14 protein-coding genes and 1 tRNA gene are annotated in these 12,932 nt (G+C 51.6%); 7 read left to right on the plus strand and 8 right to left on the minus strand.

What is annotated here, in order from left to right; all coding sequences use genetic code 11:
* Positions 1–550: 550 nt before the first annotated feature.
* From K3T82_RS43090 to K3T82_RS43105, 4 genes are all read right to left on the minus strand, one after another.
* Positions 551–1,216, minus strand: a complete 666-nt coding sequence (locus tag K3T82_RS43090) for a hypothetical protein (RefSeq protein ID WP_220199637.1) — start codon at positions 1,214–1,216, stop codon at positions 551–553.
* Positions 1,217–1,358: 142 nt separating this feature from the next.
* Entirely contained in the window at positions 1,359–1,757 is a 399-nt protein-coding gene (locus K3T82_RS43095) for a PAS domain S-box protein (protein ID WP_220199638.1), read from the minus strand.
* Between the two features lie 861 nt (positions 1,758–2,618).
* Positions 2,619–2,688 (minus strand) — tRNA-Glu (locus tag K3T82_RS43100).
* Positions 2,689–3,189: 501 nt separating this feature from the next.
* Positions 3,190–3,756, minus strand: a complete 567-nt coding sequence (locus K3T82_RS43105) for a TetR/AcrR family transcriptional regulator (RefSeq protein ID WP_220199639.1) — start codon at positions 3,754–3,756, stop codon at positions 3,190–3,192.
* A 464-nt stretch (positions 3,757–4,220) separates the two neighbouring features.
* Between K3T82_RS43105 and K3T82_RS43110 the strand changes: the two genes are divergently transcribed.
* A complete protein-coding gene (locus tag K3T82_RS43110; protein WP_220199640.1) occupies positions 4,221–5,258 on the plus strand; it encodes an NAD-dependent epimerase/dehydratase family protein in 1,038 nt (345 codons plus the stop codon).
* 643 nt (positions 5,259–5,901) lie between these two features.
* On the plus strand, positions 5,902–6,216 hold the full coding sequence (locus K3T82_RS48725; protein ID WP_236031913.1) for a hypothetical protein: 315 nt from the start codon (positions 5,902–5,904) through the stop codon (positions 6,214–6,216).
* Between the two features lie 372 nt (positions 6,217–6,588).
* Here K3T82_RS48725 and K3T82_RS50645 read toward each other — a convergent pair whose 3' ends face one another.
* Entirely contained in the window at positions 6,589–6,723 is a 135-nt protein-coding gene (locus K3T82_RS50645) for a hypothetical protein (protein WP_420799420.1), read from the minus strand.
* Here K3T82_RS50645 and K3T82_RS50650 point away from each other — a divergent pair.
* The 5 genes from K3T82_RS50650 to K3T82_RS43135 all read left to right on the plus strand — a co-directional run bounded on the left by K3T82_RS50650 (position 6,700) and on the right by K3T82_RS43135 (position 10,954).
* On the plus strand, positions 6,700–7,629 hold the full coding sequence (locus tag K3T82_RS50650; protein WP_420799421.1) for a hypothetical protein: 930 nt from the start codon (positions 6,700–6,702) through the stop codon (positions 7,627–7,629). The genes K3T82_RS50645 and K3T82_RS50650 overlap by 24 nt on opposite strands.
* Before the next feature lie 242 nt (positions 7,630–7,871).
* Positions 7,872–8,165: a hypothetical protein gene (locus K3T82_RS50655; RefSeq protein WP_420799411.1), complete on the plus strand. Its 294-nt coding sequence runs from the start codon at positions 7,872–7,874 to the stop codon at positions 8,163–8,165.
* A gap of 375 nt (positions 8,166–8,540) precedes the next feature.
* On the plus strand, positions 8,541–8,651 hold the full coding sequence (locus K3T82_RS50660; protein ID WP_220199856.1) for a DUF4158 domain-containing protein: 111 nt from the start codon (positions 8,541–8,543) through the stop codon (positions 8,649–8,651).
* A gap of 31 nt (positions 8,652–8,682) precedes the next feature.
* The gene (locus K3T82_RS50665) at positions 8,683–8,958 is read left to right on the plus strand and encodes a Tn3 family transposase (protein WP_420799415.1); all 276 of its coding nucleotides are present in this window, start codon (positions 8,683–8,685) and stop codon (positions 8,956–8,958) included.
* A 139-nt stretch (positions 8,959–9,097) separates the two neighbouring features.
* Positions 9,098–10,954 carry an ADP-ribosylation family protein gene (locus K3T82_RS43135; RefSeq protein WP_220199642.1) on the plus strand — a complete coding sequence of 619 codons (1,857 nt, stop codon included), beginning with the start codon at positions 9,098–9,100 and terminating at the stop codon, positions 10,952–10,954.
* 284 nt (positions 10,955–11,238) lie between these two features.
* Here the strand turns inward: K3T82_RS43135 and K3T82_RS43140 are convergent, their stop codons facing one another.
* Genes K3T82_RS43140 through K3T82_RS43150 form a run of 3 tightly spaced genes read right to left on the minus strand, consistent with a single transcriptional unit; the run spans position 11,239 to position 12,674 of the window.
* On the minus strand, positions 11,239–11,661 hold the full coding sequence (locus K3T82_RS43140; RefSeq protein ID WP_220199643.1) for a PPOX class F420-dependent oxidoreductase: 423 nt from the start codon (positions 11,659–11,661) through the stop codon (positions 11,239–11,241).
* A gap of 21 nt (positions 11,662–11,682) precedes the next feature.
* Positions 11,683–11,850, minus strand: a complete 168-nt coding sequence (locus tag K3T82_RS43145) for an alpha/beta fold hydrolase (RefSeq protein WP_220199644.1) — start codon at positions 11,848–11,850, stop codon at positions 11,683–11,685.
* Positions 11,847–12,674 (minus strand): alpha/beta fold hydrolase, encoded by an 828-nt coding sequence (locus tag K3T82_RS43150; protein WP_220199645.1) that lies wholly within the window; start codon positions 12,672–12,674, stop codon positions 11,847–11,849. Before K3T82_RS43150 ends, K3T82_RS43145 begins: the two co-directional genes overlap by 4 nt.
* Positions 12,675–12,932: the final 258 nt, after the last annotated feature.

Consider the following 12,932-nt stretch of genomic DNA (forward strand, 5'->3'; position numbering starts at 1 on the left):
GAATGTCGAGCACTTTCTGCTCTCAAGGGTTGACTTTTGCTTTAAACGGTCGATTGATGAGATAGGTTTCGCCGTTTTGGTGCATCTTCGGTCACCATCCATCAGTTATTGACCCATACCTCCGGGATGGGGGATTTTCATCTGGCCCCCGATTTTGAAGCCAGGCAAGCCACCTGGCAGAGTGCCGCTGAAACAAGGCACCACGATGCTGATACAACGTGACAACGTCGGCAGCGGTGAACGCCTGCAGCGGGAGACGGGTCAAGAAAAGTTCGTAGACGACCTCAGCCCGAGTGACGCCAACGGGACTCTTCTTTCAACCCGCTGAATGGGCCACCACCATCCGGCATGTGATGACCTCTGTCCCCACCGGCACAACAGAAAAGTCGTAGAGCGCGTGATGCCTCTCTCCGCGTGGGTCAGGTATTGATCGGCAGACAACGAAAGCCGGGCCTGGATCTCGGCTCGCTTCAGGAGATGATATGTTTTGCCCAGCATCACAAACGGCAGTCCGCCGAGATCGGTGAGGATCGCTCCGGTCCCGTACTGGTCATCCAAGCGGAGCAAGGCGCGTTCTGCGGGGTGATGATGGGCCTGCAGATAGCGTTGAATGGCTGTGACTGCCCGACGCAACTCGGCCCGATACTCGTCGTTGCCAGGGTTCCAAATGTGGCAATCCACTGATGCGTATGGGCCTGCAAGACTGTGGTACGCGAGCGCACCACTTCCCCGTGCTTTCGTCTAGTGTAACCAGGAGCACAGAGCAGGCGTAAGCCCCGTTGGGCAGGGGCTGTCTGTGGTAAAGCCCGTTGGCGCGTTGCCTCACGCGTCCCATCGACATCGAAGATGAGGGAATGATTTCCTTGACGGTCGAACAGCTCGCCTGCTCTTCTTTGGTTAGAGGCCGAGCCAGCAGGTCGGCGAGGAAGAGCGTGCGTAAGGCTTCCATCACAATTTGGTCAAGTGCGGCGAGAAAATGACTGAGCGCTGAACAAGACAGCAGACCCTCGCGCCCGAAGAGGGCCATAAACGGGCAGGCCCAGGGCTGTACCCGCTCGTAGAAGGCTTCGAGCGTGCGCTCCCCGCTAATCGCATAGCCGAACAGCACAGCCATAAAATCGATGAGTTCGTAGCGTCCGAAACGCCGACGGGCAAAGTGTACCTGTTCTTCGATGGCGGCAAGCACCCCCGGGCGTTGCACGTGGTGTATGATCAAGGTCAGTTCCCCGAATTAGCAGGGTAGTGCAGGAACGGATTGCGTCGAGGTCTGGATGTTGGCTAAAGAAGACACGATACTGGTTATAGGTCCTCTTTACAGAAAGATGGTTGCTTTGTTCTTTCCGTATGGAGGCATATTTTCAGGGGCGGTTGCTCCTTGAGGTGAACTCGCTGCGCATATCGTGGGGATCGAGAGAATCAATGGGGGAAAAGAGCGCGAGCGCCCCAACGGGCCCCTGGTCATTTCGCGCATCACGCAACAACAATAACCGTGCAGGGAAGACCCTTACCTGGCCATCTTTGCAAAGAACAGGCGATTGAAATGCTCCTCCTTCATCCTCTATGAGACCAGTCCTCATGGCAGCGAAAAAACCTTTCCAATGTCGTTCTCGATACGCTTCAGGAATGATGAGATCAAGCCGTTGCCCGACAGCCTCAGTTGCCTCATATCCGAAGAACAACTCGGCTCCCTGGCTCCAGAGGTGAATCACTCCCTCATTGTCCGAGATAACGACAGCTTGAGATGCCATTTTTTTCATTGTTTGTCTTCTCCTCCAGGTGTTTTCAAAGCCCGACTGACGTTGCTCGCCAGGTGAGCTCCCTGGAAGAAAGTCTATCATATTTGCTGTGTTTTACTCAGCAGTGAAAGGCTGAGAGCGTTCTTCATAGCTCTCAGCCTTTCACTGCTGAGTAAAACACGTTGTGCAACCCGTGGGCAAGGCAGGCATATGAGAAGGGTTAAAGTTGGCGTGATAGGTGCGAGCTTACAGTAACGGAGGAGCGGTGGCTCGCGATATTCGCCTAACGCAAACAAAGAATATAGATTGGTTCAGGGCACAGCCCTCTTCTGCAAGAATGCTGCACTTTTCTAATGCGATGTGTTTACCACAATATCCTCTCCGAGTTGATCAATGTAAAAGTAAATGGCCGAGAAGGTGGTGAGTTGCAGAGCGTAGTAGAAAATGTGCAGCCCCACATCTTGTTCCGGGATGTTGCGTAGAATGGGAAGAGGCCCATCTCCTCGCCCCAAACGCTGTCGCGGAGCGATAGAGACGTATTCTGCCTACTGATCTGTTTCCATGTCAGTGATCGTATATCAACCCACATCGGAAGATTGAAAGACTTTAATGCTGACGTTACACCATGAGGCCAAACAGGATCAATTTTCCCCGGCTTGTATCCTAAAGAAAGAAAGGGAAAGATATGGATGAGTTCTATGTCGAACTTATATTTGATAAAGAACTTCCCTGCGTCGTCTGCGGAACACCGACAGTCTGTGGTGTAGCCTTTTTCTCGCAGTCGCAAGGCATCACAGGGCGTAAGTTCATCAACACATGGATACTTAACCCTTACTGCGAGCGGGGTATGGGGTGTAAAGATAAAGTATTGGAAGACGTGAGAGCCCCACAACGGGACTAGAACCCGTGCTAAAAGATTGAAAGTCTCCTGTGCTGCCACTACACCATAGGCCCAAATATTCGGGGGATTGGTCTCAACCCCCTCGCCGCCTCTCTGCTACATGGTCTTAGCAGCTTCATCGAGGACCACTTACCACATACATGAGTTTAGAAAAAGCGTTCATAGAATAAGTGAAGCCGATTGAGGTCGCTTATTTTTGTTGCAGCATGGATATAAACAGATGCAGAGCAACTACAAAGAGTTGCAGAGTAGCAACAAGCGCCGAACAACGCCGCGCAAGCTAGGAACAACGATATGAATGACTCAAACAACGGCGTGCAGGGGACGAACAGTGTCAGCGAAAAGACGTACACACGTTGGACATGTAGCATACATAGACATGCAACGCTTTAGCCGTTCTCATCAATCGGCTGACAGCACTATGCCATGGGAGATACAACTCTGTACAACGATCAAGCAGGGTCGGATGAGTCAGAGCATAAAATTTGTTCGACACCTTGCTCTTTAAATCATTCACCAATAGAGTCAGTGTTTTCATCACACCGATCCTCTCTACTGCGTGAGGAGCCCCCTCACTGCGTCAGTCACGACCTTGCGGCGATGAGAACGGGATTGACCGCTGATCAATACCTCGAATTCGGGCGTGGCCGATGCCCACAGCATACTCAAATGGAGGATAAGTCCCAGCAGATCTGCGGGAGCATAATGCGAAGAGAGCAGGCCTGCTTGCTGTGCTTGAGCAATCGTATTGGCCTTGCCCTGCAGACTTTCCAGCACGATGGTCAATGGTTCTGCTGATCCTGCTCGTTCCAGGCGGTACCAAGTGGTCAGACGAGCAATCTCTGGGTGATCTTCAAAATTGTCGAAGAGGTGCCCAGCATAGCCAGGCAGGTCAGTAATGTCAATCGGGGTGGCACGCAGACCCTCAACGCACAGGGCATTGAAGACGGCATCGAACAGCCCCTCTTTATTGCCGAAATAGTAGTAAATTTGTGCCTTGTTGGATCGGGCGATCTCTGCGATCTTGTCTACACGTGCGCCTGCGATACCATGAGTGGCAAATTCCTGCAGCGCGGCCTCCAGTATTCGTTTTTTGGTTGCCTCCGCATCTCGTATCATGGCACTCACTATACCATACTAACTGTTTGGTTGACAAATCGATGTGTGGATGAAACGAATTTTTATCAACTAACTAGATGGTTGACAAATGGTGAGGGGTGATATAAACTTTTGTTATCAACTATCTAGTTGGTTGATAATTTAGCACTTAGCGTGCTCGGCATGGAAAGTGCCATTTCTTGAAATGGCACTTTCCACCATCAGTAATAACGAGTTTCTGATGCCCGGTTCACGGAAGACATCCTTGCCCTGCTGCTCCAACTTGGGGCAACTACATTGCCTACTCAGGAGGGGCTATGAACGCTAGGAGTCTTCAAACCATCCCTGATGGGCAGGGCAAATTGACTATCCATCGTGGTGACTGTCGACAAGAACGGGATTGGATGAGAGCGAGACTGCAACGAATTTGGCCATTTTTTGTGTTGCCTGCATATATGTGTGTTTAGAAGAAGAGGAGATGAGAAATGAAGAATCAACGTATGCAACCTGGAGATCTCTGTTTAGTCACAGGAATTACCGGCTATGTCGCCTCCTGGATTGGCAAGGATCTTCTGGAGCAAGGGTACCGCGTCCGGGGAACGGTTCGCAGTTTCAATGATCAAGAGAAAATCCACACCATGCATGAACTCCTTCCTGGTGTTGAGTTCGTAGAGGCTGATTTACGAAGCAGCGACGGTTGGGAAAAGGCTACTAAAGGGTGCAAATGGGTCTTTCATGTTGCCAGTCCCCAGGCAGTCGCCTCGGAAAGGGATCGCACGGGTGGCGCACTCAGCGGAACTCGCTTTGTCTTGACCGCTGCCTTTGCTACGGAGACGGTTGAAAAAGTAGTGGTTACCAGTTCTGAAGCAGCCGTAGCCTACAATCTCCCAACATCCAAAACACGCTTTACCGAGGATGACTGGACGAACGCAGAGGGCGCGGGTGATTATTTTCGCAGCAAGACCCTGGCAGAGAAACTTGCCTGGGATCTGGCTAATGACGACACACAGAACCCTCGGCATATAGCCCTCTCAACCATCAGCCCGTCCATGATCCTAGGTCCATCGCTGGTTCCCTGGGTCCGCTATAGTCACGAGACTGTCAAGAATCTCGTTGAAGGGAAGACCCGGATGGTACCTGATATGTCGAACTATTTTGTCGATGTCCGTGATTGTGGATCCATGCATATCACCCTTATGAACGATCCGAGCACGGATTGGCATCGTCATCTTTGCTACAGTGTGCGAGGAAGAACGGTGGATCTCGCGCTCACCATTCGTAACCATTATGCCAGATTGGGTTTTGCGCCCAAGGTGAGAACCTTCCCGCGCTTCCTGGTGTGGATGTTAAAGTTCTTCAATGCAGATGCTGCCTCGCTCTACCCGCTGTTGGGGAAGGAGACGTGGCGCGAGACAAAATACCCGCAGGTGTATCACTATCGCTATACCGACTTGACCCAAATGGTCCGAGATACTATAGATGATCTTCTGGAGAAAAAAGCCATTCAAGTGAAGAACAAGTAGATGAATGCTGTTTTCTGGATGCGAGATGGCTAGAGCGCGACGCCTTGGAAGAAGGGAGCGCTCTTCATTGGTCGCTGTTGCCGTAATAAGAAGCTGACCCTTGACTGATGTGACCTGCTGAATTTGAAAGCCAGGAAGTGAAAAGGGAATGTGAGACAAGATTATCACCTGGGAAGCTTTTTTAGATGATAGTATTGCTTCTTTTTATTTACGAATCTAGGTTATAGATGGTGCACGAACGTTGCGGATGATCCTCCAAACCGGGACAACAACAGCAAAACGAGCTTTTGGAAGATGACCTGTTGGAACGAAACGAAATTCCATCCACAAGCATTTATGAGAGTGAGAGAAAGTTTTCTATCGTAGCTTCTGTTGTTTAAGGCGTACTAAACAAGCAGGCTCAATAAAGCAAAGCCTCGTCTTCTGAAATGTCTGTCAAAGAGGTGACTCAATGTGGAGCAACAAAAAGAAAACGTTTGTCATTCTAGCCTGTTTTCTCGTTGTGGGATTTGTATGCTTAGGAAGTGTCATTGGGAACCGTGTAGCTCATGCATCAACAGCCTCTCCATCTCCTTCGCATGCAACATCTTCAACCAATGCAACCATGATAAACACGTCGTCCTTTAGAGTAACAAGCATTGATATGTCTGTCACCCCAAGTACTACCTCGTTATGGAAATGTGGCTCTTACATTCAGGTCGTGTATAATGCTGTCTTTCATGTCACCTCAGGCCCAAACGGGGGAACGATTGTGTTCTCCTATACCACCAATAATGGGCGTTCCCAAGCGACGGAAAAGTTAACCATTTTGCCTGGTCAGCGTCTCTCGAACTTTACATTCACGTGGCAAGGACAACTTCCAAGTGATCATGTCTCTCCAGGGCTGGGAGGCGTATTGGTCACAAGTCCAAACCTCCTTCAGTCTCAGATGGTCTGGCCAGCCGGAAAGTGCCGCTAATCAAAAAAGGTTTCGAGCGTTCCTACCAAAAACGCTCTTATTTGAGAATATTCATCCCTCAATTATATATACGACCCATACTGACTCTTATTGATCATTGCATAGCGAGTTACAGAGAAGGTGGCGAGAAAGCCCTGCTCATTGATGGCAGGGATGAATCGCCACATCCGCTCTCGTGCGCGAATGGAATAGCGTCGTGTGTGTTTTGCAATAGAACTTGTGTTCTTCTCCTCGTTCTGGTAGAATAGGGAGATCAGCACGACGCATCAGTGGGAATGGAGAGAAGGAGCCGACATGCCTGGACCACGCCAGAGATAGCAGAAGCCACCTCCTAAGGAGAAGCGACCGGCAACGCCGACCTTTCTGCTCGAATTACCCCTCGTCGTTGATCCAGGACAAGCCACTCGCCTCCGCGCTCACCTGGAAGCCGCTCGTCACCTCTACAACGCCATCCTCTCCCAGGGGCAGAAACGCCTGCGCCGCATGCGTACTGACGCTGCCTGGCAAGCAGCTCGCGCTCTTCCTCGCACGCAGAAGACCCAACGAGCAGCAGCGTTCTCTGCCTTGCGCAAGCAGCACGGGTTCACCGAGGCGGCATTGCATGAAGCAATCAAAAGCTTGCGCGCGGGATGGATTGCCGAACACATCGAGGCGGTGCTTGCCCAAACGCTGGCCACCCGCGCCTATCGTGCTCTCAATCGTGTCTGCCTGGGCAAGGCCAAACGCGTGCGTTTCAAGAGCCGAGGGCGAGGCTTCTCCAGCATCGAGAACAAGCGCAATGACACTGGTCTGCGCTTTGTGTTGCAAGCCCCCGAGGAAGGCAATGATGGGCATCTGCTCTGGAACGGTGACCGCCTCCCAGCCCGTATTGATTGGCAGGATGAAGTAGTGTGTCATGGCCTGAGACATCGCATCAAGTACGCTCGCCTCCTCCAGCGTCCTGCCAGCAGCAAGCGAGCGGACGGTGCCGATGCAGAAGGGAACCGCTACTGTGTGCAACTCGTCCTGGAGGGCACGCCCCACCGCAAACCGAAGCACACGGTTGGGCAAGGGATCGTTGGCGCTGACCTGGGTCCCTCGACTCTGGCGCTTGTTCCTCAGGAAGGAGAAGCCAGTCTGCAGGTATTCTGCGCGGAACTGAAACCTGATGCCAAGGCCATACGTCGCTTGCAACGGCAGATGGATCGACAAAGGCGGGCAGGCAATCCGGAGAACTATGACGAGAAGGGACGCATCAAGAAGCAAGGGACCAAGAAGCAACGCTGGAGACAGAGCAAGCGCTACCTGGCGACGAGGCGGCGCAAGGCCACCAAAGAGAGGAAGCTGGCAGCGCACCGTAAGAGCCTGCATGGGCACACAGTCCATGAGGTAATGGCACTGGGCAAGACCATCATCCTCGAAAAGATTTCCTAATAAGGCATGGCAGAGGCAATTTGGCACAAGTGTGGGACTGCGAGCCCCAGGGATGTTTGTAGCACTGTTGAAACGCACCGCCGTGCCCCCTCTGGGGGTTGCAAGCACGGGCGGCACCCTGGTAGAAGTTCCCACACGCACTACCGCACTGAGCCAGTGGTGTCATGGCTGTGGCAAGCGAGTGAAGAAACCGCTCTCTCAGCGCTGGCACCACTGCGCATGTGGCATAGGTCCCATCCAACGTGACCTCTATTCGGCGTTTCTGGCCGCCTATCTTGATCCGACACATCCCATCCCCTCGTGTGCCCGATACGCGCTCGTATTGGGAAGGTGCGGAGGCGCGCCTGCGGGCAGCACACGAGCGTCTCATCCAACGCGCGAAAGAGGGGCAGGTCCTGCCCCGAAGCTTGGGTCTGACTCGAGCCAGAGTGCGCCTGCCCGAAAGTCCAGGGGAACCACCACTAGAGCCTGTTCTTCTCCTTTGGCGAGAAGAACAGGAAGCGTGGGCCGAACCCCTGGAACCTCCGCTGCTTTAGCACGGAGAGCTTTCAGATATGTCCCAAAGCATGGACGAAGCACTGATGAAGGATGGATCGACGATGTCTCAAACAAGCCTTGGCAAGAAGGAGCGCGTCGTCAAGTTGCTGGAACGTCTAACAACACACATTTTTTTGGTTCACGACGCTTGAGGAGCCTGATAATCAGTTTTTTCTCTAGGATTGCTCTCTCCAAAAGTGTATTAAGAACGACGCATTCCTACTTTTTTTGTTGTTGGAGTGCGCCATTATGGCAAATCAGAAGAATCCTAGCTATTGAAGGTTGAGCAGCGTCAGGCATTCATGGAGATTCCATCTGACCTCTCAGAACGAGATCTCGCCCGGCATTACTCCTTTACTTAAGAAGAATTCAAACTGATCCAGAGTCATCGTCGTCCTGAGAAACGCTTTGGCTTTGCAGTCCAACTCGCATTACTCCGTTTTCCAAGAAGGCCGCTAGCAGAATATCACGGCGATTTTTGCTAGGTCCCTTACATTATCCTCAAAACCATTTCTCATCGCTGGCCCGGTCCGGCCAAAATATATCCTAGAGAACTGGGAAGAGATGCAAAGGCTTGCATCCTCTATTCGTCATGGGTCAGTTTCTGCTTCGCTCCTCACGCGCAAGCTCTCGGCCTACAGCCGACTAAACAGCCTGGCGACCGTGCTTTCAGAAATAGGCAAGCTTGAACGCACTTCACTAGAATCACTAACGATGCCAAAGCCGAAGAATGAACTGGAGGGCGTCTGCAAGAGTGTCAAAAAACCTACGCTTCCTGTGACAGGTAGATGAGAGGAAGGAACGAAGCAGCACTCTTGGAGGCTCTGAAATAGAGGAAAAAGGCTATCACATAACCGAAAAGAACAAGGTGCGAGAGAAGTGAAAGTGAAAGAGTATCAGATAGGTCATTTTCTATCTTTGGAGAAAAAATATGGATCAACTACAGCCAGGCTGCACGGTCAAGATTTTGGAAGGAGCGTTTGCCGGGTTTGAAGGTACTGTTCAGGCCGTCAGTGGTATACATATCACCGTTATGGTCAAGCTCTTCGAAAGAGAGACATCTGTACAATTCCGGCTGGAACAGCTTGAATGGGAAGAACTGGATCTACGACCAACGTTTCGGCAGGATCTCACAAATCAGCTCGAAAGTGAACGCACTAAGAAGTTAAACGACTGGTGGCTCCAGCATCTTGATCAATCGGAAGACGATCTGGCTGGAGAGTATCGTGCCTTTCTGCAATTTCGCACACGTGTAGATGTTGAACACGTACGCCGTTCAGCGCAATTGCACCATGACTTTTCCTCTCTTTTCACAGATAGATTGCTTGATGAGGAGGGAAATGCAAAGCTCAAGGCACGCTGGTCGGAGTGGCTTGAACGTGAGAGGCTGAAGCAGAGAGGATATGGTGAACCCCTCACGACCTTTGAACTCCACTGCCTCAAACGACTGGATCTCATCGATGATAAGGTTGATCTGCAAGCATCAATGCGGCAACGCTGGCAGGAGACGCTTGCGTCTCTCAAAACTCAGTACACCGATGCGACCTCGGAGGAATGGGCGGCGATAGAGGAAGGCTGGTGGGAAGATTTTGAGCGGGGCGCCATCTCGGCTGAGCGCAAAGTGCTTCTTGCAATCTGGGGAATACGAAACCCCTCGAAACTCCCCTCACCCCACCATTACCGCTCTCTGCTCTGGCAGGCCGCCGAAGAGCGCCATCATCAGGCCAAGTATGCACACTTCCGCCAGGAACATCTGCCTCCACTGGAAGAACTGGCAGCCTTGCGGGCCGGAGCTCGTCAGCAGGCCGAAGCACAGCGCGAACCTGTACAAGCTTTTTTTCAACAGGCATATCAATTGACGTTGCCCGATCATGTGTTCGCCTTCTGGGCTTTCTGGCTTGGTCTCACCCCGCTGGAACGCGCAGCTATGGATTGGCGAATCAATGAACGTGATGAATTTGACGTGACCATGTCAGTCCTGGGCATTTCACCAGGCGGCATCTTTGAGTACTTCGAGAAAGCCGGGCGCGAACGCATCCCTCAAGCTGGCCTCGACCATCGCCTCAACGACCGCTTCTATCGCGATCCACCGGAATTCTTCACTGCTCTCCACGGTGATACTGACGGTCTGCATTTTGGACTCTGGTACGATAATCCTCATGAGCCCTCCGCCTTTGCCGCCAGCTATTATTCGAGGGATGGTGGCGGCATTGCCTATAAGGGTCAGACGCTACTAGAGGCTGTACGTGAGGAGATCGAGTGGACAGAATTTCACAGCGATGATTATAGCGAGCAGGAAGAGGAGCGTAGCCAGCATCGCCTGAGCATACAACTCCTGCGTGATGCGGTAATGGAATATGAGACAGGGGACCGACCCGAGCGAGGTGAAGATTATGTCGATACCTACGGGAACACTGAGGGACGTATCCCCACCTGCAATGAACTTGGCGTCATCGTTCCACCACCGCACGAGCAACTGTTGGAACGCGATGTAGAGGCAATCTACCATGCTATTCGCACCGATGACCACCAGGTCAAGACATGGATCGATGAAGCATTACAGGCTTGTGCACAGGGCCAGCCCGCCCGGGCACTGGCGCTCGGTCATGATCTGCACTGGCTCTCACACGATCAACAGGAACGAAAAGAGGCCGCCCACCTGTTGCTGATCAGGGCCTACGAGATGCTCGGTTATCGGGCTCTTGCCGAGATTGCAACGCTCCATCACCAGTATCGCGATCTGCCCAATGTCGATATCTATAACTTTCATTACGATTTTTCTTCGTAGTCGCATTGAGGCAATGCTTGGTACCATGTACACCAACAAGATGGAGTGAGTTCATCTCTCAAGTGGGAAAGGTCGCGTCGAGGCCGTTCCTGAGTGATGATGAGGCACAGATGTAGGTGTGTCGCATGTAGGCCTCCAGGATATTGTTGTCGACGCATCCGCTCACAGGAGAGCTCCGTGATGAATACCAGAACAAGGGATTTGAGCCACATGCATGCCAAGAGGCATGTGGCTCAAATCCCTTTGCGTCTTTCCTGTCGTGTCTTTGGGGGAACTGGCCTGCTTTATTCCACATTCCGACTGAGAAAAATCCCTCTTATCCTATCTTGTAGAGTACTGGTCCCATTCACACCGAAAGTGACGATACGCATGGGCCTGATGCGCAAAAGCTCGCGCGTGTACATCGTCTTGATCTCGTTTCCACGCTCTGGCGCTGCCTCAGCCCTTCCGCGTATTTCAACGACACGCGCTTGCCCAGATGGCGCGATGTCGTCTATGAGGAAGGCCACCCGCCCATGACGGATTGCGTCACGATACTTCTTCGTTGCTGTCATGTTATATCCACTAATATCGATGCTGTCTTCAAGCGCATTGTAGTCAAATGTCACCGTCGCTATATGTAGTTCGCCCTTTGGGCTAACAGTTGCTAACCTGCCGAAGTGCTGGCTCTGGAAAAAGGCGATTTCTTCTGCTGTAAATGTGCTCATGGTTTGCTGCTCGCTTTTCTCTTACTCCGCCTGATCATGTGTCAATTTGGTGGGTGCGATGTTCGTTTTCTCAAGAACGCTTCGGATAGCAGTTACCACGCGATCTGGTCGATCCTCCTGAACATAATGTGAGGCGTCATCCAGGACCTCAGTGTCGCTTTGTTTGAGGTATTGCTGCCATTTTTTCATCTCTGACAGGGGGAACCCGTCACTATCTTTCGCCCCCAGAGGATGTAGGAGGGGACATCAGAGAGCACTGATAGTCTCGATTCAATTTCCTTTAACCAGAGATGTGCTTTGCGAATTTGTCCGGGAAATATCCAGGTTGGTATCCTTGATGTGGGCGTTGGGAACGGATCAGTGTAGGCCTTTCTCAAGCTATTCGTGATGTTTTCAGTATGATGAATCCCATAGGGGACAATGTGTTTGGCGAAGAAGTTGCGCTGTGTTTGAAGCCAGTACCCGAGAGGCCATCCTCCCATCGCCAAGGAAAACAGCTTTACTGGTAGGAGCGTTGTGGGCCAAGCCCACGTGTTCATCACGACGATGCCGCGCAGGTTTTCTCGGTGTTGGACCGCGTAATTAACGCCAATTGGTCCTCCCCAGTCTTGAACGACGAGCACAACATCCTTCAAGTTCAGACGACGGATGAAGACCTGTACCGTATCCGATTGTTCTTGTGGCGTAAAACCATAATGGGAAGGTGCTTTTGACATCCCAAATCCAGGATAATCTAAAGCGATAAGGCGGCAGTTGCTGCGCAATTCTTTAATGATATTCCGATAGAGATACGACCAGGTGGGATTCCCGTGAAGGAGAAGAATGGTTGGTCCTTGTCCTTCGTCAATGTAATGAATGTACCCGTCACGATAAGGCATCCAGTGATCAGTGAAGGGATATTCCGATGGGTCCACTTCAAAAGGTCTTTGTATTGCAATGCTCGGCTGATCGCTTGACGCACTGAGATTTGTCTCTGCGTCGAGAAAAGTAGAAGATGAAGTGACTTTTTGCATGTTTTTCGCCCTTTTCTATAAGTAGGAGAATGGACATCCACTGAATTTGGTAGTGCCCACTGTTTCCTTTACTTCTGGTTTCCTAGAACAAGGATCTTTCTGTTGTGGGAAAGCCCTTTTGTTTCTGTCAGTAGGATACCTTTCGCAAGGATGAATTGGCTTCACCCAAAGGGATGATTATGAAGATGATTCAATGAAGGCCTTGCCCTGAACGGAGTGGAGTAACATAGGCTTGAGCGTGTGCTCACGTGATTTATA

The sequence above is a fragment of the Ktedonospora formicarum genome (genome assembly GCF_016587355.1).
In the GTDB taxonomy this organism is placed as follows: Bacteria; Chloroflexota; Ktedonobacteria; order Ktedonobacterales; family Ktedonobacteraceae; genus Ktedonobacter; species Ktedonobacter formicarum.

What these genes read in the sequence shown, in the direction of transcription:
- K3T82_RS43095 (WP_220199638.1), bottom strand. Translation starts at nt 1,757, where the DNA reads ATGAAAAAAATGGCATCTCAAGCTGTCGTTATCTCGGACAATGAGGGA.
- K3T82_RS43105 (WP_220199639.1), bottom strand. Translation starts at nt 3,756, where the DNA reads ATGATACGAGATGCGGAGGCAACCAAAAAACGAATACTGGAGGCCGCG.
- K3T82_RS43110 (WP_220199640.1), top strand. Translation starts at nt 4,221, where the DNA reads ATGAAGAATCAACGTATGCAACCTGGAGATCTCTGTTTAGTCACAGGA.
- K3T82_RS48725 (WP_236031913.1), top strand. Translation starts at nt 5,902, where the DNA reads ATGTCTGTCACCCCAAGTACTACCTCGTTATGGAAATGTGGCTCTTAC.
- K3T82_RS50650 (WP_420799421.1), top strand. Translation starts at nt 6,700, where the DNA reads ATGCGTACTGACGCTGCCTGGCAAGCAGCTCGCGCTCTTCCTCGCACG.
- K3T82_RS43135 (WP_220199642.1), top strand. Translation starts at nt 9,098, where the DNA reads ATGGATCAACTACAGCCAGGCTGCACGGTCAAGATTTTGGAAGGAGCG.
- K3T82_RS43140 (WP_220199643.1), bottom strand. Translation starts at nt 11,661, where the DNA reads ATGAGCACATTTACAGCAGAAGAAATCGCCTTTTTCCAGAGCCAGCAC.
- K3T82_RS43145 (WP_220199644.1), bottom strand. Translation starts at nt 11,850, where the DNA reads ATGAAAAAATGGCAGCAATACCTCAAACAAAGCGACACTGAGGTCCTG.
- K3T82_RS43150 (WP_220199645.1), bottom strand. Translation starts at nt 12,674, where the DNA reads ATGCAAAAAGTCACTTCATCTTCTACTTTTCTCGACGCAGAGACAAAT.